Raw genomic sequence first — 25,415 nt, 5'->3', positions numbered from 1 at the left:
CACCAACAGCGAAAACGTCCCTAAGCGAGCAAGGTGACGTGAAAGAGGAGGGAAGCGTACTTTGGTACGCGACCGACGATTGAACGTCAGATTGCCGCTTAGGGGCGTTTGCAGCGTCGGTAGGTTACGGCGTTCTACGAACGCCGTAACCTACAAAACATCGGCGCAGCGCTTGCAAATATGTGCGTGGCCGTTGTACTCGCCGACGGTGGTGCGGTAGTTCCAGCAACGGTCGCAGCACTCGCCCTCGGCTGCCTCGATGGCAACGGAGAGTTCCTCGCCCGGGGTCAGCTCAACATCGGAAACGATGTAGAACTCAGCCAGGTCGACGGCCTTGTCGCCGGTCAGCAGCGCGTACATCTCGGCAGGAACGACCGCCTTGACGCGGACCTGCTGGCTCTTAGTGAAGGTGCCGGCAGAACGGGCATCCTCAAGGGCCTTGGTCACGGCGCTACGGAGCTCGAGCGAAGCCTCGAGCACGCCCTCGAACTCATTGGCCTCGTCGACCGTGATGGGCGACTTGTACCAATCGAGTAGCGCGGCGTACTTCTGGTGATCGACGCAGCCGGCGGGCGCATAGGCCATGGCCTCGTCGACCGTGTAGGACAGGATCGGCTGCAGGTCGCGCATGAGCATCGAGAAGAGCTCGGCCAGCACGGTCTGGGCGCTGCGGCGCTCGAGCGAGCCGGGCTTGTCGCAGTACAGACGGTCCTTCAGGGCGTCGAGGTACACGTTGGAGAGCTCAGTAACCACGAAGTCGTAGAGCGCACGGTAGGCGCGCGGGAACTCGTAGCTGGCGTAAGCATCGTCGACCTCGGCCTGGACCTGAGTCAGGCGGGCAACCATGAGCTTGTCGAGCGGCAGCAAGTCGGCAAAGGCGACACCGTCGGTCTCGGGCTCAAACTGACCCTCGAGCTCAGAGAGCAGGAAGCGCAGCGTGTTGCGGAAACGACGGTAGGCATCGGACGTACGAGCGAGAATCTCATGGTCGATGGAGACGTCGGAGCTGGTGTCGACGGAGGCAACCCACAGACGGATGATGTCAGCGCCCATCTCGTCGCAGACCTTGTTGGGGTCGATGACGTTGCCGAGCGACTTGGACATCTTGCGGCCCTGGCCATCGAGCGTGAAGCCCTGCGAGACGACCGCCTTGTACGGAGCATGGCCGTTGGCACCCACCGAGGTGAGCAGCGAGCTCTGGAACCAACCGCGATGCTGGTCGGAGCCCTCGAGATACACGTCAGCCGGGTACTCAAGCTCGGGTCGATACTCGCAGACGGCCTTCCAGGACACGCCGGAGTCCCACCACACGTCGAGAATGTCCTTATCAGCCTTGAGGTGATGGCCGCCACACTTGGGGCAAACGCAAGCCTCGCCCAGGTAACTCTCGGGAGCGTCGGTGAACCAGGCGTCGGAGCCCTTCTCGTGGAAGAGCTTGATGACGGCGTCGAGCGTGGCGTCGTTCATGACCTTCTCGCCGCAGTCGGCGCAAGTGTAGCTGGGGATAGGCACGCCCCAGTTGCGCTGACGGCTGATGCACCAGTCGGGACGCTGCTCGACCATGGCGCCGATGCGGTTGGCGGCGTGAGCCGGATACCACTTGACGTTCTCGCGGACCTCTTTGCCAGCCTGCTCGCGCAGACCGGTCTTGTCCATCGAGACGAACCACTGGTCGGTAGCACGGAAGAGCACCGGGTGCTTGCAGCGCCAGCAGTGCGGATAGCTGTGCGTGATCTTCTTCTCGAGGACCAGGGTGCCGCGCTCGCGCAGGAACTCGATGATGTGCGGGTTGGCCTCGTCGGTATCCATGCCGCTGAAGGGGCCGCCGGTGCCAAACTCCTCGCCGGTGTAGAACTTGCCGTCGTCATCGACCGGCATGCAAATGTCGGTGATGCCCTCCTTGAGGCAGGCGAAGTAGTCGTCGACGCCGTGACCGGGCGAGTTGTGGACGATACCGGTACCGTCATCGACACCGACGTAATCGGCCAACAGTGCCACGCCCTCAACACCGTCAAAGATCGGCTGCTTATAGTGAATGTGATGGAAGGTCTCGGCGGGAACCACATAGGGCTTGCCGTCGACCACAACCGGGGTGTACTCCCAGCCAAACTCCTCGCAGCACTTGGGAGCCAGGTCCTCGAGCATGACCTCGGCGCGGCCGTCGTGCTCAACGGCGACGTAGGCGGCACCGGGCTTGAGAGAAACTGCCTGGTCGGAGGGGATGGTCCACGGCGTGGTCGTCCAGATGATAAAGTCAACCGGGCCGTCGAAGTTCTCGAGGCCGGCGGGCTTGGAGGTCATCTCAAAGCGCACGAAGATGGACGGGCTCGTCTCGTCGGAGTACTCAATCTCGGCCTCAGCAAGTGCGGTATGGCAGTGCTTGCACCAGTGGACGGGCTTGTGACCGCGATAGATCATGCCCTTGTCGAACATGGCCTTGAAAACCTCGATGTCGGCGGCGTCATGCTGGTGATAGAGCGTCAGATAGGGGTTGTCCCAATCGCCGAGCACGCCCAGGCGACGGAAGCCGGCCTTCTGCAGCTCGATGTTCTCGACAGCGAACTTGTTGCAAAGCTCGCGGATCTTAGCCGTGGAGGTCTGGTTGAACTTCTCGGTGCCGAGCTTCTCCTCGACCTTATGCTCGATCGGCTGGCCATGGCAGTCCCAACCGGGGACATAGGGAACCTCATAGCCCTGCATCATCCAGTAACGGTTGATCATGTCCTTGGAGATCTTGTTCATGGCGTGGCCGATGTGGATCGGGCCGTTGGCGTACGGAGGGCCGTCGTGCAGCACGAACTTCTTGTGACCCTCGTTCTTCTTCAGAACCTGCTCGTAGACCTTGTTGTCCTGCCAGTCCTTGAGTCGCTTGGGCTCGGACTTGGAAAGACCGGCACGCATGGGAAAACCGGTCTTGGGCAGATTCATCGTCTGCTTGTACTCGTTTGCCACGGTACCCCTTTCATGTCGTGGGCGCGCACGCCCGTTGGGCACCAAAAAAGCGCCCGTCCCTACAAGCTGGGACGAAGCGCCACAAAACGGACTGTACGCCCGCAAAAGCTCTTCGTTTAACCACCCAGCTTAGATGCCCTCGCCCGCGTATTCGCGCGCTCGCATCCGTTACTCGGCTGGCCTGTATCGACGACCATCTCGGCGATATCTACTAAGACGAGCCTGTGCGACGCGTCCGTTGGGACCGCAGCTCCGGGGTGATTTTCATCGGTCGCATGCACGGGTTCTCAGCGCTCCCCGCTCTCTGTAACATGCGGACGGCCGACTACTCGTCCCCATCAACGCTTATGCGGAGTATGCTAGCACGTTCCGCGCCGGCGAAAAACCCTCAACACTGGTTTTATACGTTCGAAATTTCTCGCGGCTGTGGACCTTCTCTAGGAGCAAAATACCTGAAAGCACTTTATCGAAAGAAAGAAGGTTGCCATGCGCACGATTGGAATGAGTGATTATACCGTCGGCGAGGATTGCTTTACCGAGCTGCCCGCCGCACTGGCAGAGTACGGAGCGACCAAGGTCGCCATCATTGGCGGCAAGCGAGCCCTAGCTGCGGCGCTGCCGGGCATCGAGGCGGCGCTTGAAGGTACCGACGTCGAGATTCTGGAGACGCGCGTCTACGGCACCAACAGTACGCGCGCCAATATCGCCAAGGTCGTGAACTCCCCCGCTTGCCAGCAGGCAGACGTGCTTATCGCCTGTGGCGGCGGCAAGGCACTCGACACCGTCAAGACAGCGGCAATCGAGCTCAAGAAGATTGTCTTTACGGTGCCGACGATTTGCTCTAACTGTTCCGCCGCGACCGCCATTGCCGTCGTCTACAACGACGATGGATCGCTCGAGGGCTATTCGTACCCCAACCGACCGGCGCACATCTTCATCAATCCCAAGATCATCGCCGAGGCTCCGGCGGAGTACTTCTGGGCCGGCGTGGGCGACGCCCTGTCCAAGCAGCCCGAAGTCGAGTACGCCACGAGCGCCGGCGACCTGGAGCACACCGCCGGCCTTGGCCTGGCTCTTGCCCACACCTGTTCCGAGCCGCTGTTTACCTACGGTGTTCAGGGTCTTGAGGACGTTCGTCAGAATCTGTCGAGCGAGGCCGTCAAGCAGATCGCGCTCGACATCGTGGTCAACACGGGCTATGTCTCGAACCTGACCAACCAGAACGATTACTACTACAACTCGAGCGTGGCGCACGCGTTCTACAACGCCACCTGCAGCATTCCGCGTGAGGGCACCTACCTGCACGGCGAAGTCGTAAGCCTGGGCGTGCTGGTGTTGTTCGCCTACACGGGCGACACCGAGAACCTTGAGCGCTACGCCGCCTTTAACAAGCAGATGGGCCTGCCCGTGACGCTTGAGCAGGTCGGGCTTTCCGAGGCCGATATCCCTGCTCTGTGCAAGTACGCACACGCCACCAACGAGTGGAAGCAGGGCAACCCGGAGCCCTTCACCGACAAGAAGTTCGCCGCTGCCATCAAGGCCGCCAACGCCTACGGCCACACGCTCTAGGTCTAGCCCAAAACCACCACAAGGGAGCAGTGCCCTTGTGGTGGTTTTTTATTGCTCCAGCATGCTGGGGTCGAACTCGCTAACCGGGATCACGCGATAACCGTGGCGGAGCAGTAAATCAACGAAGACGCCGTTGCCCGCCGTGAGGGTGCCACTGAATGTTCCGTCGTAGATGAGGCTCGCGCCGCACGAGGGACTACGGTCCTGCAGGATGCACGCGACGATCTCTTCCGGCCCACCCGCCTGCTCGCACATGTCGAGCGCACGTTGGGCGCCTAGGCGAAATTCCAGGTCAACGGACACGCCCTCGCAGGTACAGACCTCGCCGTTCACAATCTCGGACGGCTTGCGCGGCGTGGGCAGGCCCCCAAAGACCTCAGGGCACACCAAGAGGACCTCGGTCCCTGTACGCTCGCAGGCCTCGACCAACTCGCGATGATAGTTGTCGAGCCCATTATACTTGCAGCTCTCGCCCATCAAACAGGCACTCACCACGATCTTCATTTCCATCCCTCTCAAGCAAAACGCCCCATTTGAGAAAGCTGCTCAAATGGGGCGTCGACGTTTACTGGCTCGACCGCGGCTTTACTGTTGCTTGGGCATCAGCGGATTCTCGCGCGTGAGGAGGTTCATGAACTCCTCACCCGTGATGGTCTCCTTCTTGTACAGATAACGAGCCAGCTCATGGAGCTTGAACTTGTTTTCCTTGAGGATCTGCAGGGCGCGATCGTGCGCGTCCTCGATCAGCTTAGCGACAATCGCGTCCACACGCTCGGCCGTACCAGGGGCGCAGGTGAGCGACGTGTCCTGATTGAGATACGCGTTCTGCACGGTACCGAGCGCCATCATGCCAAACTCGTCGGACATACCAAAGCGCGTCACCATATTACGGGCAAGCTTGGTGGCCTGTTCGATATCGTTGGCGGCACCGGTCGTCATCTCGCCAAAGATGAGTTCCTCGGCCGCACGGCCGCCGCAGTAGACGGCGAGCTTGTCCAAGACCTCCTGGCGTGTCGTCAGGAAGCGCTCGTCCTCCTCGACCTGCATGGTATAGCCAAGAGCACCGCTCGTGCGCGGCACGATGGTGATCTTGGTAACCGGCGCGGAACCCTTTTGGCGGGCAGCGACGATAGCATGGCCGATCTCGTGGTAGGAAACGACCTGCTTCTCGTGGTCGGAAAGCACCGTGGACTTACGCTGTTGGCCGGCAATGACGACCTCCACCGACTCCTCGAAGTCGTCCTGGGTTGCACGCTTGCGACCCTCGCGAACGGCGCGCAGGGCGCCCTCGTTGATGATATTGGCCAGGTCGGCGCCCGAGGCACCGGGCGTGGCGCGGGCAATCGCGGTCAGGTCAATCGGCGGCTCGGTCTTCACACTCTTGGCGTGAAGCTCAAGGATGTTCTTACGGCCGGTCAGATCGGGCAACTCGACGGGGATGCGGCGGTCAAAACGACCGGGGCGCAGCAGCGCCGGATCGAGACTGTCGGGGCGATTGGTTGCGGCAAGGACAACGATACCCTTGTGGTTATCGAAGCCATCCATCTCGGTCAGCAACTGATTGAGCGTCTGCTCACGCTCGTCGTTGCCGCTAAAACCGCCGCCATCGCGCTTCTTACCGATGGTATCGATCTCGTCGATAAACACGATGCACGGGGCCTTTTCCTTGGCCTGCTTAAAAAGGTCACGCACCTTGGCGGCGCCACGGCCGACGAACATCTCGACGAACTCAGAACCCGAAATGCTAAAGAACGGAACACCAGCCTCGCCGGCAACAGCCTTGGCTAGCAGGGTCTTACCGGTACCCGGAGGGCCAACAAGGAGAGCACCGCGCGGCAGCTTGGCGCCAATCTCCTCGTAGCGCTGCGGCTTCTCCAGAAAGTCGACGACCTCCTTGAGGGACTCCTTGGCCTCTTCCTGGCCGGCGACGTCCTTAAAGGTCACGCCCACGTCCTTGGAGGCGATCACGCGCGCGCCGGACTTACCCAGTCCGCCGCCGCCAAAACCGCCGCCGCCAAAGTTCATCGACGGGCCGTCATCGCCCATAGCCTTCTTCATGCGGCGGTTGAGCCACCAACCGATGAGGAAGAAAATCGCCATGGGAAGAATGAGCGTGAGCAGGTAGTAGGTCATCAAACCCGAGTTTTTATCGGGAACGACCGACTCCAGCGAAGCGCCAGACTCAAGCACGCGATCGGTAAAGCCCGCATCGTTCGGCACACCGGTCGTCTTATAGGCGATGTTCTCGTCCTCGCCCTTCTTGGTGTAATAAATCGAGTAATCGTCCGTGTTGTACTCGACCTTGTCGACACTCTTCTTATCGAGCGCTTTGACAAACGTCGAGTAATCGGTCTTCGTAATCTGCTGCGTGTGACCGATGTTAGGGAACAGAACGGTCGAGAGCACGAGGTAGACGACGAAGGCGATGAGCACGTAGAGGATCATATTCCGTCTACGCTTGTTGTCATCCATCTCCATCTGCTTGAACTCCATCTACTGGGGTTGATAATGCTAACTAGAATACCCAACCCGGCCGGCGATAAACCGACGCCGGGCACGAAAGGATAGAGATGGCATCACTCGAAGTCGGCAAGGTTCAGATCTATACGGGCGATGACAAGGGCAAAACCACGGCTGCGCTGGGATTGGCGATGCGCGCCACAGGTTATGGGCTCGACGTACTCATGCTGCAGATTGCCAAGAAGCTGCACTGCGCCGAGCATGATGCGGCACCACGCCTAGGGTTACGAATTGCACAGGCCGACCGCGACACGCCCGAGGCTTGCGCCGCACAGATCATGGAGCTCGCACGCGAGCAGATCTCACAGGTCGACGTTCTGATTTTGGACGAACTCGGCGAGGCCATGCGCCGCGGCTTTGTGGCGCGAGAGGATGTCGAGGAACTAATCGCGATGAAACCCGACACCACAGAGCTCATACTGACCTGCCGCGGCCTGCTGCCCCTCGCGGACCTCGCCGACCTGGTCACAGAAATGCGCCCCGTCAAACACTACTTCGACGAAGGCCTCCTGGCCCGCCAAGGCATTAAATACTAATGAAACCGAAGGGGACGGAGGAAAACGGACATCGACATCACGACGGAGAGCAATGATCCGTTTCCCTCCGCCCCAAGGGATCATTAGGCGATGGCGCGGCCTAGCCAGTTGCCGCTGTGGTGGTAGATGGTGAACATCGTGGCCGTAATGAGCCAGGTTACGGGGTAGACCAGCAGTAGATGCTCGAGCGACGGATCGAAGGGCATGATCGCAAACACCCAAATCACCCTCAAGACAACGGTGCCAAAGATGGTGAGCATCATAGGCTGCAGACTCACGCCGGCGCCGCGAATGGAGCCCGACGCGTTTTCGATAATCGAGAAGATCGCGTAGAACGGCGCGATAAAGTGAAGAATCGTCGTGGTGTACGCCGAAATCGAAGCATCGTCGACAAACAGGCGCGACAACGGACCCGAGAACACCAGCAGCACGGCAGACAGGCCACCAATGAGCATAAACGACAGCACGAGCGACGTATGGTAGCCCTTTCGCATACGCTCGTAGTTGCGCGCGCCAAAGTTCTGTGCCGAGAACGTGGTAATCGACACGCCAAGCGCCTCGGTAACCATCCAGACAATGCCATCCAGGCGGCCCGAAAGACCCCAAGCCGTGGTGACATCGGCACCAAACGAGTTAACCGACACCTGAATCAAAACGTTGGAAATCGAATACGCAGCAGACTGAAAGCCAAGCGGCAGACCACACGAAATCATGCTCTTACAAATACCAGGATCAATGCCGAGTTTGGACAGTGAAAGCCGCCACGCACCCGGTGCGTGCATCATACGAATCACGATCATCGTGGCATTGGAGCAAATGGTCAGCGCCACCGCGATGCCGCAGCCCAGAGCCTCCATATGAAGTACGGCAACGAAGATGACATCCAGCACCGCATTAACAAGGCAGCCGGAAGCGATGATCACAGCGGGCCCGCGCGTGTCGCCCACGGCGCGCAGCAATGCCGTTCCCATATTGAGCAGCAGCGCCGCAACCATGGCGGCAAAATAGCAACGGGCATAGGCCACGCCCTCGGCCAATAGTTCATGCGGCGTATTCATAAGCACCAGCATGGGCTCAACGAACACTATGCCAAGAATCGAGAAAGCGATACCGCCCACCAGCGCGAGCGTCATGGCCGTGTGGACCGATCGGCTCAGGCGCTCGTCATCGTGCTGGCCAAAAAACTGACCGGTAATAACGGCACAGCCAGCACCCACACCGACGCAAAAACCAATGCAGAGCTCGGTGAGCACCATCGTGGCCTGAATGCCACCCAGCGCGAGCTTGCCGCCAAACTGACCGACGATATAGGTACCGATAAGCGTGTATGCCTGCTGAAAGAACGAACTAAAGAAAATGGGAACGCACAGCGACAGCAGCTGCTGCCAAATGACACCCTGCGTTACATCGATAGCCGTAGATTTCTTAGCCACACGCCCTCCCCACTAGCGTACGTCATACAACAAAACGGCAATTTAAGACCAAAGCCGACACCAGCTTAGCACCGACCAGCGTCGGCCGAAACGCCCCGAACCACAGCCCGGTGCGAAATATCTGTTTAGTGATACAAACCCGGCTGGTAGTGATACTCATTGCTCACATGCGGACACAGCTGCCAAAAGGCGACAGCACTTGCCGCGGCCACGTTGAGCGAATCGACCCCGTGCGCCATCGGAATTCGCACGGCTCGGTCACAGCCCGCAATGGTCTTGGCGCCCAAGCCAGCACCCTCGGTGCCCATAAAGATTGCCAGGCGGTCAATCTCCTGCAGCGCGGAATCGTCCAACGACACCGAATCATCCGTCAATGCCATGGCGGCACACGAAAAGCCGGCATCGTGTAGCGCCGCCAGCCCATCATGCGGCCATACGCGCGCCTCGCTGCCAATGCGTGTCCAGGGCACCTGGAACACCGTGCCCATGCTCACACGGGCCGAGCGACGGTACAGCGGATCGCAGCACGTAGGGCTCACCAAAATGCCATCGACGTTCAGCGCAGCCGCCGAGCGGAAAATCGCGCCGACGTTGGTGTGGTCGACAATGCCCTCGAGCACGCACACGCGCACCGGGCGCTCCCCCGCCGCCTCGACGACGCCACCCAAGAACTCGGCTACCGGAATCTGACGTGGACGGCGGAATGCCGCGAGCGCACCGCGTGTCACGTTAAAGCCCGTCAGCTGCTCCATAAGCTCCATCGAGGCCACGAACACGGGAACCGGGCCCGCGCCCTCGCGCACAACCAGGCGCTCAAACAGCGGCATCATCTGGTCGAGCCAGCGTTCGCCCAAAAGAAAGCTCACCGGCTCGTATCCGGCGCGAACCGCGCGCTCGATAACCTTGGCACTCTCGGCGATAAAGATGCCCTTTTGCGGCTCCAACACGCAGCGCAGCTCGCGCTCGGTCAGTCGCACGTAGGCATCGAGCCGCTCGTCCTCGAGCGAATCGATTTGCAGCACCTCAACGGCATCAGTCATAGCAGCCAGCCCGCACCTTTCTTTGCAGCACCTATACAAATATCGGGGCAACGCCATGCGCTACCCCGCCACTCATTCCAACCCGATAATACCGAAGGGATAAACGGGTTTACACATCAACGCGACGATACGTCACGAACTCATAATCGAGACCCTCGTCACCCTCGCCCGCGGCAATCGTAGCAACACCACCACGTCGCGCAATCTCCCACGCGGGATCGGCATCCAGATCGGGAAAGTACGTGTCCACGGCATGGATGCAATGGTTGTGCGTGACCTCGGCCTCCACGCAATACGGCAAAAACTGCCGATACACCTCGCCGCCGCCAATCACCCACGCAACGGGTTCATCGGCTACCACGGCGAGCGCTTCATCAACGCTATGCACCACGTCGACGCCCTCGGGCGCAAAGCCTTGGTCGCGCGTGAGCACAATGTTGCGGCGATTCTTGAGCGGTCGTCCGCCGGGAAAACTCAACAGCGTCTTGCGTCCCATAATGACCGGGCAACCTTTGGTGCGCGCCACAAAATGACGCATGTCGGCACGGTTGGACACCACCATGTCGCCCTCGCACCCAATACCCCAGTCATCGCACACGGCGACGATGGCAGAAAGCTTACACGTCATGAGCGCCACCTACACCGCAATGGGAATGTTCTTGACCTGCGGGCCGTGCTCGTAGCCCTCGACGATCAGGTCATCGGTCGTAAACGCATAGAAGTCATGCACATCGGGGTTGAGCGTTACCTTGGGCGCGGCAAACTGCGGACGCTCGATAAGCTCGCGGACGATATCGACATGGCGGTCGTAAATGTGGGCATCGGCGATCACGTGCAGCAGCTCGCCGGGAATCATATCGACCGACTGCGCAACCATCATCAACAGAATTGCGTACTGGCACACATTCCAATTGTTCGCGGCCAAAATGTCCTGGCTACGCTGGTTGAGAATCATGTTGAGCGTCGGTTTGTCGTCCTGCGGACGCTGAGTGACGTTATAGGTCACGCTGTAGGCGCACGGATACAGATGCATCTCGGATAGATCGCTGAACACGTACGTGTTCGTCATAATACGACGGCTGTACGGCGTATGCTTGAGGTCGTACAGCACGCGGTCCATCTGATCGAAGTCGCCCTCGGCGTAATGGCTCTTCTGGCCAATCTGGTAGCCGTAGGCCTTGCCGATAGAGCCGGTCTCGTCAGCCCACTCATCCCAAATATGACTGTTGAGGTCATGCACGTTATTGGACTTCTTTTGATAGATCCATAGGATCTCGTCCATAGCAGACTTAAGCGCCGTACGGCGCAGGGTAAGTGCCGGGAACTCTTCGCGCAGGTCATAGCGCGCCGTGACACCAAAGTTTTTAATGGTATAGGCAGGGGTGCCGTCCTCCCACACCGGGCGGACCTTTTGGCCCTCGGTGGTGGTGCCATGGTCCAGAATATCGCGGCACATGGCTACAAACTGTTGATCAGCCTTGCTCATTGACCCTCCTGTCAGTCGCCTACAAGCGAGATTCATTGTAGCCCAGGCGCACGCGGCCCCACAGCCCTAACATAAGCCCTCATTTTCTGACATATGCCAGAAATTCCTTGCGCTCAATGAGCATCGAGTTATCCTATTGTTGACATATGTCAGATAAGGAGTGCGCATGGCAGGAAGACGCGAAAAACTGCGCCGCGTCGGAATCATCCCCGAATATCGCGGTTTTACCCCCGATGGCCTGGCGAGCGGCGATGCCATCGACATGACGGTCGACGAACTCGAGGCGCTGCGCCTGTGCGACCTGGAAGGCCTTAACCAAGAGGCCGTCGCACAGCAGATGGGCATTGCTCGCGCCACGGTGGCGGCAATCTGCAGCCGCGCGCATCGCAAGGTGGCAAACGCGCTGGTCAACGGACGAGCGCTCATCATCGAGGGCGGCAATATCGCGTACTCCCCCATCACCACAGCGACGGCCGCATGGCCAGCAAAGGAGGTCGACACCATGAGGGTGGCAACCACGTACGACAACGGCAACATCTTTATGCACTTTGGCCGCAGCGAGCAGTTCAAGATCTACGACATTCAGGACGGCAAGGTGCTCAACGAACAGGTCGTGGGCACCGGCGGCACCGGCCACGGTGCCCTTGCGGGCCTGCTCGCCAACGGTGGCGTGGACACGCTCATCTGCGGCGGCATCGGCGGCGGCGCTATCAATGCGCTTGCCCAAGCCTGCATCACGGTATACGCAGGTGCCCAGGGCAGCTGCGACGCTTGCGTCGAGGCCCTTATCGCCGGCACGCTCGCACAGAACGGCGAGGCCACGTGCGGCTGCCACGGCCATGACCACGACCACGCCCACGAACACGGCGAGTCCTGCAGCTGCCACGACCATCACGAGCACGAGGGCCACGAGGGCTGCAGCTGCCACTAACGGCACGACACCGCGAGCTCGGGGCGCGACGCCGAACGCAACCCAACAATCAAAGCCAACAACAAAGGCCACCCGGTAGCTTCCGAGTGGCCTTTGCCATATCAAGCTGGAATTACAGCCCTATTTCTTATTGCGCATCTGCGCTTCCATCTGGCGCAGCAGCTCCATATCGGACTTGGGACCGCCCGTACCCAGGCCGCCCATGCCGCCCAGACCCATAGCGTCCAGGCCAGGGATATTGGGCATGCGCATTTTCTTGCCCTTCCTACCCTTTTTGCCCTTCTTGCCGCCGGCCTGTGCCTGATTGGCTATCGTGCGCATGCGGCCCATCATCTTATTCATCTCGCCCCACTGCTTCATAAGGGTATTGACTTCGGTGGGGGTTACGCCGGCGCCCTTGGCGATACGCGCGCGACGTTGACCGTTGATTATGGAGGGACGCAGGCGCTCCTCCTTGGTCATCGACATGATAATGGCCTCGTTCTTATCGAAGATGCCCTCGTCCAGGTTGCCACCCATCTGGTTGAGCGCACGCTGGCCGCCGGGGAGCATGCCCAGGATGCCCTTCATGCCGCCCATCTTCTTGACGGCCTTCATCTGGTCGAGCATATCGTTCATGGTGAAGCCCTCGCGCAGCATTCGCTCGGCAGCCTCGAGCTGCTCGGCGTCGGCCGCCTCCTGGGCCTTCTCGATAATGCCGACAACGTCGCCCATGCCAAGAATGCGCTTGGCCATACGATCGGGATAGAACGGCTCCAGCGAATCGGGCTTCTCGCCCATGCTCACGAACTTGATGGGCTTGCCGGTCACCTGGCGCACGGAAAGCGCGCCGCCGCCACGGGCATCGCCGTCGAGCTTGGAGATGATCACGCCGTCAAAGTCGGTGCGCTCGGCGAAGGTCGAGACGACGTTGACGATATCCTGACCGGTCATGGCATCGACAACCATCAGCACCTGATCGGGCTTGACGGCCTTCTTGATGTCCACGGCCTCCTGCATCATCTGCTCGTCGATCTGCAGGCGACCGGCGGTATCGACGATGACCACGTCGCGCAGGTGGTCAACGGCCTCCTGGATGGCGCCCTTGGCGATATCGACCGGGTGCGCGCCGTCACCGCGGAAGACCGGCACGCCGATCTCGCCACCGAGCGTGGCAAGCTGGTCGGCAGCGGCGGGACGATAGACGTCGCACGCGGCGAGCAGCGGCGAGCGACCCTGCTTCTTGAGCAGGTATGCCAGCTTTACGGCCGCCGTGGTCTTACCGGAGCCCTGCAGGCCCACGAGCATGATGACATTGGGGATGCGGTTGCTAAAGACGAGCTTGCTCTCGGTGGAACCGAGCATATCGGTGAGCTCATCGAGCACGATCTTGACGACGTTTTGCGCCGGCGACAGCGACTCCATGACCTCGGCGGTCATGCAGCGCTCCTTGGTCTTGGCGACGAACTCCTTGACGACCTTGAAGTTGACGTCGGCCTCGAGCAGCGCCATGCGAATGTCGCGCATGGCCGAGGTGATATCGGCCTCGGTCAGCTTGCCCTTGCCGCGCAGGCGGTCAAATGTGTCGTTGAGGCGATCGCTCAGGGAATCAAACACTAGTCACTCCTTAATTGGACTCGCCCACCAGGGCGCGGCAGAAATCTTTGGCATTAAACTCCTGCAGGTCATCGACCTGCTCGCCCACGCCGATGCGCAGGATGGGAAGCTTGAGCTTCTCGGCCACGGCCATGGCGATACCGCCCTTTGCCGTGCCGTCGAGCTTTGTCATGATAATACCGTCCAGGCCCAGCGCCTCGTTAAACTCGAGCGCCTGGTTCAGGCCGTTTTGGCCTGTTGCGGCATCGATTACGAGGACGACCGAGACGGGCATGGGGCCGGCGGCCATATTGGCGGCGCGCTTACGCGTCACGTTGACCACCTTGGCAAGCTCGCGCATGAGCTCGGGGCTCGTGTGCAGACGACCGGCGGTGTCGATAAGCACCAGGTCGCTGCCGCGCTTGTCGGCCTCGTCGAGCACGTCGTAGCAAACGCTCGCCGGGTCGGAGCCGCGGTCGCGCTTGATGACGGGAACGCCGGCGCGCTGGCCCCACACATCGAGCTGCTCAATGGCGGCGGCGCGGAAGGTGTCGGCTGAGCCGATCACGACGTTCTTGCCGCGGGCAGACATGGCGCTCGCGATCTTGCCGACCGTCGTGGTCTTGCCGGCACCGTTAATGCCCACAAACAGCACGCAACTCGGCGTGTCGGCGAACGGATCGCGCTCGACGGGCACAAAATGCTGCTCGAGCTGCTCGGCCAGGGCGCGACGGAGCTGCGGGGCGGTCTTAAGGTTCTTCTTGGCCGCGGCATCGCGCAGGTCATCGGACACCTGGATCGCGACCTCGGCACCCATGTCACCCATGACGAGGGTGTCCTCTAGGTCCTCCCAAAAATCCTCGTCGACCTCGCCGCCAAAGTAGAAGACCTCGTTGAGGGCCTCGCGGCTGCGCTCAAGTCCGCGCGAGAGAGCATCGAAGAATCCCATTATGCATTCACGACCTTTCCGGTTTCGCGATCGAGTTTTTGCGAGACGACGCGACTGACGCCGTCGGCTTGCATCGAGACGCCGTAGAGGACGTCAGCGTCCTCCATAGTACGGCGCTGATGCGAGATAACCAAGAGCTGCGTATCGGAACGCAACACGTCGAGTGCGCCGATGAGCTTGGACAGGTTGGCGTCATCGAGCGCCGCCTCGACCTCGTCCAGCACATAGAACGGCACCGTACGCGTGCGATAGACAGCAAAGAGCAAGGCGAGCGCCGTCAGGCTCTTCTCGCCGCCCGACATGAGCATCATCTTGGTGATGCGCTTGCCACGCGGCTGCGCCACGACCTCGATGCCCGTCTCGGCCGGATGCTCAGGGTCGGTCATCTCCAGATGTGCCTGGCCACCCGGAAACAGCATGGCGAAGATCTCGCGGAAGTTCGCATCGACCTTCTCGAAGGTCACCAGGAAGGCCTTGCGCATCTTACGGTCAATGGCCACGGTGATCTTGGTGAGCGCCTTGCGCGCGCTCTCCAGATCGGCCAGCTGCTCCTCGATGTAATCGGCGCGGCGCTTGAGCTGCTCGTACTCCTCCATGGCAACCTGGTTCACAGGGCCCAGGTTGTTGATCTGGCGCACGAGCTGGTTGAGCTCACGCTCGGCAGCGTCACGGTCGGTGGGCGCAGGAAGCATGAGCGCCTCCTCGAGCACCGTGGTGCCATCGGCGGTAATGGCCTTGATAGCCGCCTCTACCTGCACCTCAAGCTTGCCGCGAGCGACCTTGAACTCGTTTTGCGTCGCGGTGGCGGCATCGACCCGCTCCTTGGCGCGGGAGACCTCGGCCTTGGCGTCCTCAATGGTCTTCTTAAGCGAGGCCGAGTCAGCCTCCTCGAGCGAAGCCTGGTCACGCAGACGCGAGGCCCAATCCGACGCGCGCTCCAGCAGGGCCGAATAGCGTTCGTGCATGGGATCGACGCGCAGGCGCAGCAATTCGAGCGAGCGCGAGGCCTGGCGTGTTCCGCGGATACGGCGGTCGATGCCCTCAAGACGATGCTCCAGATCGGGCACGCGGCCCTTCAGCGAACGCAGGCGTTCGCTCGTCTGGGCTAGGCGAACCTTGGCGTCGGCGAGCTTGCCGGCAGCCTCGGAATCGTCACGGCGAACGCGGTCGAGTTCGTCGTTGGCCTCGGCAATCTGCAACCCCAGATTGCTTGCCTGCGCGCGAGCCTCGTCACGCGAACGGGTGAGCTCGTCAACGCGCGGGCGCGCAGCGCGAACGGCTTCGGAGGCCTGCTCGCGGCGCTTGGAGATGCGCACGCGCTCGACCTCGGCATTGTTGGCGCTTTGCTCCAAGCGGCCGATCTCGGAGAGCAGCGAGCGGCGCTCGCCCTCAAGACGGGCGATCTCGCCGGCGGCATCGCCCTCAGCGGCACGCGCTTCCTCAACGGCCGCATTGGCCTCGACGACTTGATCCGACACATGCTCAAACACGGCAGCCAGATCGGGCTCCAGGCCCTCCAGCTCGCGAATGCGACGCTTGCGCTCCAGCGCACCCGAAGCCTCGCCGGCATCGAGGCCCACGCGCACCAGGCCGCCGCAGGCGACGCGGGCGCCATCGGGGGTCACGTAAGTCACGCCGTCAACGACCGGCGCCGACAGCGCGGCAGCAAGATCGTCCACTACGTAATATCCGCCGAGCAACGCCTCGACGACGGGACCGTAGCCTGCGCGCACGGACAGATGATCAACCAGACGGGTACCGGCAGCGCCCTCAGCGGCGGTAGAGCCGCTCACGCCGCGCGCCACCAGCAGCGCCTCGCCCGAGGCCTTCTTCTGGTCCAGAGCGGCACGACCGGCACGCTCAAGCGCGGACGTATCGTCGAACAGCAGTGCATCGATATCGCCGGCGAGCAATTGCTCAACCAAGCCCTCAAGCTCGCGCGGGGCCTCGAGCACGTCGCCCAGACGACCCGTGACATCATCGCCCAGCGCACCCACCAGACGGCTCACGAGCGGCGAGCTGTCGGCCATGCGGGCATCGAGTTTCTTTTGGCTGGAAAGCTCCGAGCGCACCTCGGATAACTTGTTGCGCGCATCGCTCTCGCGGGCACGCAGGTCCTTCAGAGCCGCGCGTGCCGTCTCGGTGGCCTCACGCGCATCGGCCTGGGCCTGGCGCGCTTCCTCAAGAGCACCCTCAAGCTCCTCTGCGCGGTCGCGACGACTCTCGAGCGAGGCCGTGACCTCCTCGAGCTGCTCGTCAATCTGCTCCAGGCGCGAGGCATACATGTTGTCCTCGACCTCGGCATTGCTCAAGGAATCCTTCACCTTGGCGAGCTCGAGCGCGGCGTTATCGGCCACGCGTTGCACATCGCGTTGCTCACGCGTAAACTGCGAAATCTGATTGTCGAGCGCCACGCGCCGCTCGTGGAGCTCAGCGGCGGCAGGACCAGCGGCGTCAACGTCCTCCTGGGCCAGCATGTGCGCACCGGTCACTTCCTCAAGCTGGGCACGCGCGTCCTCGAGCTCCTCGACCACGCGACGACGCTGATGCTCGGAGCTCGAGATCTGCCCGCGCATGTCAGACAGGCGCGACACCATGTTGTGGCCCTTTTCCTCGAGCAGGCGCATGTCGGAGTTAATGCGACCGACCACATCTTGCATGTGACGGCGTTGCTCGCCCAGGTCGCCCACAAACAGGCCCTTTTCCTCGAGCATAACCTGGAGCTTCTCGAGCTCGCGCTCCTTTTCGCCTAGGCGGTACTGCGCGAGCTCCAGCTCGGCGGCGCCCTCCTTAGAGCGGCTCTCCAGGTCGTTCCACTGCGATTGCAGCGAACGCAGCTCGTCGACGGCCAGCATCTGCGTAAGCTCGTTCGCGCGCGAGGACAGCTCTTTGTACTTGCGCGCGCGGTCGACCTGACGCTCCAGCGGTCGCAGCTGACGGGCGATTTCCTTATTGATGTCGCGGGCACGCGTCAGGTGCTCGTCCATCGACTTAATCTTTTTGAGCGCACGCTCCTTGCGGCGCTTGTGCTTGGAGATGCCGGCGGCCTCCTCGATGAGGGCACGGCGCTCCTCGGGGCGACTCTGCAAAATGGCGTCGAGCTTGCCCTGGCTGATGATGGAATGCGTATCCTTGCCCAGACCCGAATCGTGCAGGATGTCCTGAATGTCCATCAGGCGGCAGGGACTCGAGTTGATGAGGTACTCGCTTTCGCCCGAGCGATACATGCGACGGGTGATGGCGACTTCGTCAAAGTCGACGGGCAGCATATGGTCCGAGTTATCGAGCACCAGCGTGACCTCGGCGACACCCACCGGCTTGCGAGCCGACGAGCCCGAGAAGATAACATCCTCCATGGCCTGGCCGCGAAGCTGCTTCGCGCTCTGCTCGCCCAGAACCCACAGGATGGAGTCGGAGATGTTCGATTTTCCCGAGCCGTTGGGACCGACGATGACGGTCAGGCCAGGCTCAAACGTCATATGGGCGCGGTCGGCAAACGACTTGAACCCTTTGAGCGTGAGGGACTTGAGATACACGGTTCCTCGCTTAAACAGGCTTCTTGTTGAGAATCACGCCGTTGGTGGTGTAGCCCATGCGGTCAAGTGCCTCGAGTGCAGCGGCTCCCTCGGCTTCCTTCTTTGAGGAGCCGGAGCCGCGACCCTGGCGAATACCATCGATCAACACCACGGCGGTAAAGGTGGGCGCATGCGCCGGGCCCTCGGAGCCAACAAGCTTATACGCTGGGGGTTCGTGACCGTCGGCTTGCACGCACTCCTGCAAGAACGATTTGGGGTTCGCGGGGTGCTCGGCACGCTCGGAAGCCAAATGCGGCTTAAGCGTACGGTGAATGAACTCCGCTGCGGCATCCCAGCCGGCATCCAGGTACAGTGCGCCCACGAGCGACTCGTAGACGTTCTCGAGCGCCGAATGCAGGCCGCGCGCACCGGTACCGGTCTCGGAGGCACCAAAGATGATGATGTCGTCGATGCCCAGCTCGTGAGAAACCTCGGACAGCGTGGCGCCCGAGACAAGCGACACCTTCAGGCGCGTGAGCTTGCCCTCGTCAAACTCCGGATAGGACTCAAAGAGCGAACGGGCGACGACGGCGCCCAAAATGGAATCGCCCAAGAACTCAAGGCGCTCATAGCTGGCAGAAACCGGCTGGCCCTCGACTGCCGAGGGATGCGTAAGGGCCGCGCGCAGCAGCACCTTATTATTGAACTCGTGGCCCAGGATTTCCTGGGCGCGCGTAAGTCGTTCAGACAAAGCCAAGACCTAGGCCTCCCTGGCGTTTTCGATCGCGTCGACGGCGTCGGCGACAGAGTTGAGCGAGAGCAGAGTCTCGTCATCGATCTCGAGGTTGAACTCGTCCTCGATGGCCGTAACCAGCTGCAGGCGCTCGAGCGAGTTGGCATCGAGGTCGTCAAAGGTGGTCTCATCGCTAATTTCGGCAACATCGACGCCCAGAACGTCAGCAGCGACCTCGGCGATCTTGTCGAAGATTTCGGAGCGGTCCATAGCGCTTCCTCTCATAGTGCATGAATACCAAAAGATTGGCACCGCGCGGGCAGCACCAATACACGGTTTTGATTCTACCCCACGACGTGCGCCGCGAGGCGCATAACGCCGCTGTTATAAAACGATACCGTCCATAGAGTTGGCGACGTTCTCGACCAGCCCGGCGCGCACGGCTTCGGCCGCCGCGAGCGTACCGTTTTTAACAGCTTCGACCGAGGTGGCGCCATGGCCAATCAGAACCACGCCGCGCAGGCCCAAAAGAATCGCGCCGCCCTTGGCGTCGCCCGAAAGCTTGGCCTTAATCTGGCGCATCTGCTTTTTAATGAGCAGCGCGGCGATCTTGGTGCCAAGCGAGGCCATAAAGACGCCCTTGAGTTCCTGCAGCAAAAACTTAGCAGCGCCCTCGGTGGCCTTGAGCGCGATGTTGCCGGACATGCCGTCGGCGACCACGACGTCAAAATTGCCCGACGTAAGATCGGTGCCCTCGCAGTTACCAACAAAGCCGGGAACGGCGGCTTTCATGGCCGGGAAGCACGCCTTGGTAAAATTGGAGCCCTTCTCGTCCTCGGTGCCGTTGGCAAGCAGGCCCACGCGGGGATGCTCAATGCCCAGGACGACGCGGGCATAGGCGCTACCCATCTGGGCAAAACGCACCATGTCGTCGACCTCGACATCGGGGTTGGCGCCCATATCGCACAGCACCGTCAGACCGCCGGCGCGATTGGGCAGCGCATTGGTCAGACAGGGGCGCACCGGCTGCTTCTTGCCTTCGGCCTGATACCTAAACGGCGTCACATAGGCGGTGGCGGCAGCGGTCATGGCACCGGTCGAGCCGGCAGAGAAGAACGCGTCCGCATTTCCCTTCTTGATGGCGCGGCACGACAGCACGATCGACGACTTGCGTTTGGTCATCACGGCGCGAATGGGATCGTCATCCATAGCGATAACGTCGGGTGCCTCAAGTGCCTCAACACGTGCGTGGGAAGCAGCAAAGGGATTGACGATTTCGGCGGGGCCAGCTGCCAAGACCTCGATATCGGGATCGGCGGCAAGTGCAGCCTCGATACCATCGAGAACAACCTGAGGTTTCTCGTCTCCACCCACAACGTCTACACAAACGCGAACGTTACTCATATACATGCTCCTTATACAAAAATGGCCGACTCATTGAGCCGGCCATTGTGGTTCCATTTGGAACGGCATCGCATCCAGAGTATACCGTTACTCGGTAACGATAACCTCGCGGTCCTTGTAGAAACCGCAGCTGGGGCACACGTGGTGCGGGAGCTTGACAGCGCCGCAACGGGGGCACGTGGACTGAGCCGCAGCCGAGATCTTCATGTTAGCGGAACGACGGGTGTGAGTGCGGATACGACCCTGCTTTTGTTTAGGTACGGGCATAGTGACCTTCCTTATGAACTATCCAGTGTGGCGATTACGCGCAAGTAGCGATACTACCACAGTTTTACTCATCGAGCTTGAGATTCTTCAATGCTGCAAATGGATTTTCCGTGGCAGCGGCCCATTCTGCCTCTGCCTGGGCGGCGCAATCGCATTGCTCGACGTTGAGATTGCAGCCGCAAGTGGGGCACAGACCGCGGCAATCGGGCTTGCAGAGCACCACAAACGGCGTGTCCATAACGACCGCGTCATTGATGGGCTCACCCAGATCGACGATGCGGTCCTCACCCAGGAGCTCGTAGCCGTCCTCGTAGGCCTCGGGATCCTCGGGCTCCTCAAAGAGGTAGAACTCCTCGATCTCGCCGGCGATATCAAACGAGGCGGGCTCCAGGCAACGGTCGCACTCGCCGGTGGCGTGCGCGCGGACCATGCCCGTGAGCAAGACACCGGTACCGGCATTGGTAAAGACAACGTCGTAGTCGATGCCGTCCTGAAGCTGGTACTCCTTCTCGCCCACCGTGTAGGTGGCGACATCGACCTTACCGGTCAGCGGATACGAATCTCCAGGAAACTCGAGCTGTTCGGAAAGATCGACGGTAACGCTCGGGAACTCAGCCATTACCACTGACCATTCTGTTGGGCGGCACCCTCGTTAAGCTGCTGACGGCAACGGGTAACGGTGCCGGTCAGGCTCTTAAGGTTCTCCTCCAGGTGCGTAAAGACCTGCTCTGCGTAGTCCTCGGCAGCATAACGCGTCTCGCGCTCGTACTGCTGGGCACGATCACGGATGTCGTCGGCCTGCTGCTGCGCTAAGCGGACGATCTCCTGCTCACCGGCAATGGTGAGGGCCTGCTGCTGAGCGTCGGCGATGATGGAATCGGCCTGAGCGGCAGCGGAAGCCATAAGCTCCTCGCGTTCCTTAAGGATACGGCGGGACTTCTGCCACTCCTCGGGATAGCTCATGCGGATCTCGTCGAGGATGTTGAAGAACACGTCGGCGTCGATGACCTTGAACTGAGCGTTCTTGCCGAAAGGCGGCTTGGCTTCCTCGATCAGCCCTTCGAGCTCATCGACCAAGCTGACGATCCTATCGCCAGGAAAATTCTCGCCCGGCATCCGGTCTCCTTTCATAGGTAACATATCATCGTGCTAGTTTACCACATGCCACCAGGCAATAAGAAACGTCACGAAAAGCGATGTTTGAGCGCTTCGACCACGTTGGGCGGGACAAACGTCGATACATCGCTACCGAGCGAGGCAATCTGGCGAACGACCGAGCTCGAGATATAGCCGTACTGCGGCGCACTCATGACAAAAATGGACTCCAGCTCGCTATCCAGGCGATAGTTAAGGTCGGCCTGCTGCAGCTCATACTCAAAGTCGGTCATGGCGCGCAGGCCCTTGACCACGGCACCCGCCCCCTGCTCACGTGCGAAGTCGACCAAGAGGCCGGTAAAGGGCAGGACCTCGACGCCGTCGATATCGCCGAGCGCCTCGCGGGCCAGCGCCACGCGCTCATCGAGCATAAACGTGGTGCCCACGCCGTTTTTACCCTGCGACTCGGCAACAGCGACGATCACGCTGGGAAAGATACGACGGGCGCGGCGGATCACATCGATATGGCCAAACGTGATGGGATCGAAGGTGCCCGGGACGATCACGCGGTTGATGGTGTCATTCATGGACGTCCTCCTGAAACGTCGTGGCATCGTTGTTCTCGGCATCTGCGCCGGCGCTATCGCCCTCACCATCGTCATCGCCGGCCCAACGAAGCAGGTCGACCGAGGTAATGCCGTAGCGCTTCTCACGTACAGTCTCAAAGTCTGCCGGATGCGCGCCCGCATCGGCGGCAGCATGCTCAAACAGGGCATAAGCGCCAGGTGCAAGCAGACCCTGCTGGGCCAGATTCTGCAGCAGTTCCTCGACCGGCTCGGCGCCAAAAGCATAGGGCGGGTCGAGCAGGACCAGATCAAAGGGCCCGCCCGGTACACGACCGCGCGAGGCACTCGCCAGCATGTCGCCCGTGACCACGCGCCAACGCGCACGGTCGCGGCAGAGCGACTCGATATTCTTGGTAATGAGCCGCGCGGCGTTGCGATCGATCTCAAACGTCGTGAGCGAGCGGGCCCCACGAGAGAGCATCTCTAACCCTAAGGCACCGGAGCCGCCAAAGGCGTCCAGCACACGAACCTCGTCCAAATCGAAGTCGAATGCCGACATGACCATAGATGCGCACGCCTCGCGCACGCGATCAGTCGTGGGGCGGGTGACATCGCGACCACGGGGCTCCTCGATCTTGCGACCGCGCCATTCGCCGCCGATGATTCTCATCCTCCGCTGACCTCCTTAAAGATATGTCGATAACGCATGGCGACCGCGTCGCGCAAAGGACGCGTCGCCACAGAGTCAAGGTTGCAAGCATACCGCAAGAGCTCAACCGCGTCCAAATGGGCCCATTCGATAAGGTCCTCATCGGCGTCCAGGTCCACAAAGCGCAAGGTCACACCGCCATGCTGGCGGTACCCCAGGATTTCGCCCTCGTGGCGCAGACGCAGGTCCATCTGGGCAAGCGTAAAGCCATCCGAGGTTTTTTCGAGCGATTGCAGACGATCTTGCGCCGCCGACGCGCCGCCGTTGCCCTTGGAGTGCGTCATAACCAGGCAGGTGCCCGACACGCCGCCGCGGCCCACGCGACCGCGCAGCTGGTGCAAGGCAGCCAAACCAAAGCGCTCACCGTTCTCGATAACCATGACGGTGGCATTGGGCACGTCGACGCCCACCTCGACCACCGTAGTCGAGACGAGCACGTCAATCTCGCCACGCTTAAAGGCATCAATAACCTGGTCCTTCTCCCCCGCTGGCATACGGCCGTGAAGGCGCTCGATGGCAAGGCCCGGCAACGCCAGACGCAGGCAATCGAGCTCGGTCACCGTATCGTGCAGCGGCACGGGGACGGTTACGCGGCCCTCGTCGTCGCGGGCGATACCGGGCACGTCTTCCAGCTCATCGGCCGAGTCACTCGGCTCCACGAGCGGGCAAATCACGTAGGCCTGCTGACCCTTTTCATGCGCCTCGCGGATGGCGCCATACGCGAGGTCACGGCTCGACTCGGTGAGCACGCGCGTCGTCACGCCGGCACCCGGAATTGGACGATGGCGGATGATGCTCGTATCCAGGTCGCCATAGACCGAGAGCGCCAACGTGCGCGGGATAGGCGTGGCCGTCATAACGAGCAGGTCCGCACCGGGGCCCTTCGCGCGTAGGGCGTTGCGTTGGCCGACGCCAAACCGGTGCTGCTCGTCGATGACGACAAGCGACAGATGCTTGAACGCAACGTTATCCGAAAGCACCGCATGAGTGCCAAAGAGCACGTCAAGCTCGCCCGATTCCAGCTGCGCATGGATGCGCTCGCGCTCTGCGGCCGGCGTGGCACCCGTCAGAAGTGCCCAGGACATGCCGGCCTGCGAGAGCAGAGGGCCGGTCTTATCGGCATATTGGCGCGCCAGCACGCCCGTGGGCGCCATAACGCAGGCCTGCGTACCGCCATCGGCAGCCACAGCCAGCGCGCAGGCGGCAACGGCGGTCTTACCGGTACCGACATCGCCCAGCAGCAGGCGGTTCATCACGCGCCCGCCATCGCACATATCGCGCAGGATATCCTGGAACGCGGCCTCCTGCTCGTTGCTCAGCGAAAACGGCAGGGCCTGCTTGAGCGCGACCAGGTGCTCGCCCGCGGTGTGGGCATAGGGCACCACATCGACCAGGCCGCCGTCGTTGCGCAGACGCAGCGCCAGCTGCAGGTAGAGACACTCCTCGTAGGCAAGACGCCGGCGTGCGATGTCGCGCTCAGCCATGCTCGAGGGAAAGTGGATCGATCGAAGCGCACGAGCATTGCTCATCAGGCGACGCTTAACGCGTAAGCGTGCCGGAATGGGATCAAAGGGATTGCCGACGACCTCGAGCGCGCCGCTTACGATGCGGCGCATCCACGCCTGGCTCACGCCATCACTGACGTAATGGACCGGCAGGATAGTGCCTGCGGCACGCCCTTCCTCGAGCTTTTCAAAGTGCGGCGAGGCCATCTGCTTAAAACCGTAGGCAAACTCAACCTTACCCATTACGGCTAGGCGGTCGCCCTGCTTAAGCTGCTGGGCAATCCAGGGCTGGCGGAAAAAGGCGACCTGCAGCACGCCCGTCTCGTCAACGAGTGAAACCTCGGTCACCTGCATGCGCGGACGCGGCTGCTTTTGGACGATACGATCGACCGTGGCGATGATGGTACACACGGTACCGATGGGCGCCATCTCGATGGACCAGGAGCGCGTAAAGTCCAGGTATCGATGAGGGATATGGAGAAGGAGGTCCCCCACCGTCCGAATTCCCAGACGGCGAAGGGCCTCCTCACGTTTACCCGAAACATATTTGAGTCGCGCGATATCCTCGTCGAGCGCATTGCTCTGGGCAAAGCGCTCCGAGACGCGCGGCACGGAGCACAGTTCGGACAT

The 25,415-nt window shown here is 61.2% G+C and carries 22 protein-coding genes; 3 read left to right on the top strand and 19 right to left on the bottom strand.

Features of this window, described 5'->3' with window-relative positions; translation table 11 throughout:
• Nucleotides 1–150: 150 nt before the first annotated feature.
• Nucleotides 151–2,928 carry an isoleucine--tRNA ligase gene (gene ileS / locus DWY51_RS01430; RefSeq protein WP_369831643.1) on the bottom strand — a complete coding sequence of 926 codons (2,778 nt, stop codon included), beginning with the start codon at nucleotides 2,926–2,928 and terminating at the stop codon, nucleotides 151–153.
• Between the two features lie 510 nt (nucleotides 2,929–3,438).
• Here ileS and DWY51_RS01425 point away from each other — a divergent pair.
• On the top strand, nucleotides 3,439–4,521 hold the full coding sequence (locus tag DWY51_RS01425; RefSeq protein WP_117769605.1) for an iron-containing alcohol dehydrogenase family protein: 1,083 nt from the start codon (nucleotides 3,439–3,441) through the stop codon (nucleotides 4,519–4,521).
• A gap of 48 nt (nucleotides 4,522–4,569) precedes the next feature.
• Here DWY51_RS01425 and DWY51_RS01420 read toward each other — a convergent pair whose 3' ends face one another.
• Together DWY51_RS01420 and ftsH are read right to left on the bottom strand one after the other, a co-directional pair.
• Entirely contained in the window at nucleotides 4,570–5,025 is a 456-nt protein-coding gene (locus tag DWY51_RS01420) for a DUF523 domain-containing protein (protein WP_117769604.1), read from the bottom strand.
• 81 nt (nucleotides 5,026–5,106) lie between these two features.
• Nucleotides 5,107–6,999, bottom strand: coding sequence for an ATP-dependent zinc metalloprotease FtsH (gene ftsH / locus DWY51_RS01415; RefSeq protein WP_171021520.1), 1,893 nt, complete (start codon nucleotides 6,997–6,999; stop codon nucleotides 5,107–5,109).
• Nucleotides 7,000–7,091: 92 nt separating this feature from the next.
• Here ftsH and DWY51_RS01410 point away from each other — a divergent pair, with 92 nt between their 5' ends.
• Nucleotides 7,092–7,577, top strand: a complete 486-nt coding sequence (locus DWY51_RS01410; protein WP_117769603.1) for a cob(I)yrinic acid a,c-diamide adenosyltransferase — start codon at nucleotides 7,092–7,094, stop codon at nucleotides 7,575–7,577.
• Nucleotides 7,578–7,660: 83 nt separating this feature from the next.
• On the opposite strand, the gene DWY51_RS01405 is transcribed toward DWY51_RS01410, so the two are convergent.
• The 4 genes from DWY51_RS01405 to thyA all read right to left on the bottom strand — a co-directional run bounded on the left by DWY51_RS01405 (nucleotide 7,661) and on the right by thyA (nucleotide 11,536).
• Complete coding sequence (locus DWY51_RS01405) at nucleotides 7,661–9,010, bottom strand: MATE family efflux transporter (RefSeq protein WP_117769602.1); 1,350 nt, start codon at nucleotides 9,008–9,010, stop codon at nucleotides 7,661–7,663.
• Nucleotides 9,011–9,135: 125 nt separating this feature from the next.
• Nucleotides 9,136–10,050 (bottom strand): RNA methyltransferase, encoded by a 915-nt coding sequence (locus DWY51_RS01400; RefSeq protein WP_117769601.1) that lies wholly within the window; start codon nucleotides 10,048–10,050, stop codon nucleotides 9,136–9,138.
• 109 nt (nucleotides 10,051–10,159) lie between these two features.
• Nucleotides 10,160–10,678: a dihydrofolate reductase gene (locus DWY51_RS01395; protein ID WP_117769600.1), complete on the bottom strand. Its 519-nt coding sequence runs from the start codon at nucleotides 10,676–10,678 to the stop codon at nucleotides 10,160–10,162.
• A gap of 9 nt (nucleotides 10,679–10,687) precedes the next feature.
• Nucleotides 10,688–11,536: a thymidylate synthase gene (gene thyA, locus DWY51_RS01390; RefSeq protein ID WP_006234017.1), complete on the bottom strand. Its 849-nt coding sequence runs from the start codon at nucleotides 11,534–11,536 to the stop codon at nucleotides 10,688–10,690.
• 166 nt (nucleotides 11,537–11,702) lie between these two features.
• On the opposite strand from thyA, the gene DWY51_RS01385 reads away from it, so the two are divergent.
• Nucleotides 11,703–12,467, top strand: coding sequence for a DUF134 domain-containing protein (locus DWY51_RS01385; RefSeq protein WP_117769599.1), 765 nt, complete (start codon nucleotides 11,703–11,705; stop codon nucleotides 12,465–12,467).
• A gap of 120 nt (nucleotides 12,468–12,587) precedes the next feature.
• On the opposite strand, the gene ffh is transcribed toward DWY51_RS01385, so the two are convergent.
• From ffh to DWY51_RS01325, 12 genes are all read right to left on the bottom strand, one after another.
• Nucleotides 12,588–14,063 carry a signal recognition particle protein gene (ffh, locus tag DWY51_RS01380; protein WP_117769598.1) on the bottom strand — a complete coding sequence of 492 codons (1,476 nt, stop codon included), beginning with the start codon at nucleotides 14,061–14,063 and terminating at the stop codon, nucleotides 12,588–12,590.
• Between the two features lie 10 nt (nucleotides 14,064–14,073).
• Complete coding sequence (gene ftsY, locus DWY51_RS01375; protein ID WP_117769597.1) at nucleotides 14,074–14,991, bottom strand: signal recognition particle-docking protein FtsY; 918 nt, start codon at nucleotides 14,989–14,991, stop codon at nucleotides 14,074–14,076.
• The gene (smc, locus tag DWY51_RS01370; RefSeq protein WP_117769596.1) at nucleotides 14,991–18,527 is read right to left on the bottom strand and encodes a chromosome segregation protein SMC; all 3,537 of its coding nucleotides are present in this window, start codon (nucleotides 18,525–18,527) and stop codon (nucleotides 14,991–14,993) included. Before smc ends, ftsY begins: the two co-directional genes overlap by 1 nt.
• Before the next feature lie 10 nt (nucleotides 18,528–18,537).
• Nucleotides 18,538–19,263, bottom strand: coding sequence for a ribonuclease III (gene rnc / locus DWY51_RS01365; RefSeq protein ID WP_117637759.1), 726 nt, complete (start codon nucleotides 19,261–19,263; stop codon nucleotides 18,538–18,540).
• A 3-nt stretch (nucleotides 19,264–19,266) separates the two neighbouring features.
• Nucleotides 19,267–19,509 (bottom strand): acyl carrier protein, encoded by a 243-nt coding sequence (locus DWY51_RS01360; protein ID WP_055309519.1) that lies wholly within the window; start codon nucleotides 19,507–19,509, stop codon nucleotides 19,267–19,269.
• Nucleotides 19,510–19,623: 114 nt separating this feature from the next.
• Nucleotides 19,624–20,643 carry a phosphate acyltransferase PlsX gene (gene plsX, locus DWY51_RS01355; protein WP_117769595.1) on the bottom strand — a complete coding sequence of 340 codons (1,020 nt, stop codon included), beginning with the start codon at nucleotides 20,641–20,643 and terminating at the stop codon, nucleotides 19,624–19,626.
• An 87-nt stretch (nucleotides 20,644–20,730) separates the two neighbouring features.
• On the bottom strand, nucleotides 20,731–20,910 hold the full coding sequence (gene rpmF / locus DWY51_RS01350) for a 50S ribosomal protein L32 (RefSeq protein WP_022094017.1): 180 nt from the start codon (nucleotides 20,908–20,910) through the stop codon (nucleotides 20,731–20,733).
• Between the two features lie 64 nt (nucleotides 20,911–20,974).
• Nucleotides 20,975–21,529 carry a DUF177 domain-containing protein gene (locus DWY51_RS01345; protein ID WP_055309521.1) on the bottom strand — a complete coding sequence of 185 codons (555 nt, stop codon included), beginning with the start codon at nucleotides 21,527–21,529 and terminating at the stop codon, nucleotides 20,975–20,977.
• Entirely contained in the window at nucleotides 21,529–22,026 is a 498-nt protein-coding gene (locus DWY51_RS01340; RefSeq protein ID WP_040358176.1) for an ATPase, read from the bottom strand. Before DWY51_RS01340 ends, DWY51_RS01345 begins: the two co-directional genes overlap by 1 nt.
• A gap of 68 nt (nucleotides 22,027–22,094) precedes the next feature.
• Entirely contained in the window at nucleotides 22,095–22,592 is a 498-nt protein-coding gene (gene coaD / locus DWY51_RS01335; protein WP_117769594.1) for a pantetheine-phosphate adenylyltransferase, read from the bottom strand.
• Entirely contained in the window at nucleotides 22,585–23,241 is a 657-nt protein-coding gene (gene rsmD / locus DWY51_RS01330) for a 16S rRNA (guanine(966)-N(2))-methyltransferase RsmD (RefSeq protein ID WP_117769593.1), read from the bottom strand. Before rsmD ends, coaD begins: the two co-directional genes overlap by 8 nt.
• Nucleotides 23,238–25,415 (bottom strand): ATP-dependent DNA helicase RecG, encoded by a 2,178-nt coding sequence (locus DWY51_RS01325; RefSeq protein ID WP_117769592.1) that lies wholly within the window; start codon nucleotides 25,413–25,415, stop codon nucleotides 23,238–23,240. Before DWY51_RS01325 ends, rsmD begins: the two co-directional genes overlap by 4 nt.

This window comes from Collinsella sp. AF25-2LB (assembly GCF_003458415.1).
GTDB lineage: Bacteria > Actinomycetota > Coriobacteriia > Coriobacteriales > Coriobacteriaceae > Collinsella.
The sequence above is the reverse complement of the archived record's forward strand: the minus strand, read 5'-3'. Positions and strand labels throughout refer to the sequence as shown.

Coding starts and splice junctions, on each gene's coding strand:
- ileS (WP_369831643.1), bottom strand. CDS start 2,928: ATGAATCTGCCCAAGACCGGTTTTCCCATGCGTGCCGGTCTTTCCAAG.
- DWY51_RS01425 (WP_117769605.1), top strand. CDS start 3,439: ATGCGCACGATTGGAATGAGTGATTATACCGTCGGCGAGGATTGCTTT.
- DWY51_RS01420 (WP_117769604.1), bottom strand. CDS start 5,025: ATGAAGATCGTGGTGAGTGCCTGTTTGATGGGCGAGAGCTGCAAGTAT.
- ftsH (WP_171021520.1), bottom strand. CDS start 6,999: ATGGAGATGGATGACAACAAGCGTAGACGGAATATGATCCTCTACGTG.
- DWY51_RS01410 (WP_117769603.1), top strand. CDS start 7,092: ATGGCATCACTCGAAGTCGGCAAGGTTCAGATCTATACGGGCGATGAC.
- DWY51_RS01400 (WP_117769601.1), bottom strand. CDS start 10,050: ATGACTGATGCCGTTGAGGTGCTGCAAATCGATTCGCTCGAGGACGAG.
- DWY51_RS01395 (WP_117769600.1), bottom strand. CDS start 10,678: ATGACGTGTAAGCTTTCTGCCATCGTCGCCGTGTGCGATGACTGGGGT.
- thyA (WP_006234017.1), bottom strand. CDS start 11,536: ATGAGCAAGGCTGATCAACAGTTTGTAGCCATGTGCCGCGATATTCTG.
- DWY51_RS01385 (WP_117769599.1), top strand. CDS start 11,703: ATGGCAGGAAGACGCGAAAAACTGCGCCGCGTCGGAATCATCCCCGAA.
- ftsY (WP_117769597.1), bottom strand. CDS start 14,991: ATGGGATTCTTCGATGCTCTCTCGCGCGGACTTGAGCGCAGCCGCGAG.
- DWY51_RS01360 (WP_055309519.1), bottom strand. CDS start 19,509: ATGGACCGCTCCGAAATCTTCGACAAGATCGCCGAGGTCGCTGCTGAC.
- plsX (WP_117769595.1), bottom strand. CDS start 20,643: ATGAGTAACGTTCGCGTTTGTGTAGACGTTGTGGGTGGAGACGAGAAA.
- rpmF (WP_022094017.1), bottom strand. CDS start 20,910: ATGCCCGTACCTAAACAAAAGCAGGGTCGTATCCGCACTCACACCCGT.
- DWY51_RS01345 (WP_055309521.1), bottom strand. CDS start 21,529: ATGGCTGAGTTCCCGAGCGTTACCGTCGATCTTTCCGAACAGCTCGAG.
- DWY51_RS01340 (WP_040358176.1), bottom strand. CDS start 22,026: ATGCCGGGCGAGAATTTTCCTGGCGATAGGATCGTCAGCTTGGTCGAT.
- coaD (WP_117769594.1), bottom strand. CDS start 22,592: ATGAATGACACCATCAACCGCGTGATCGTCCCGGGCACCTTCGATCCC.
- rsmD (WP_117769593.1), bottom strand. CDS start 23,241: ATGAGAATCATCGGCGGCGAATGGCGCGGTCGCAAGATCGAGGAGCCC.
- DWY51_RS01325 (WP_117769592.1), bottom strand. CDS start 25,415: ATGTCCGAACTGTGCTCCGTGCCGCGCGTCTCGGAGCGCTTTGCCCAG.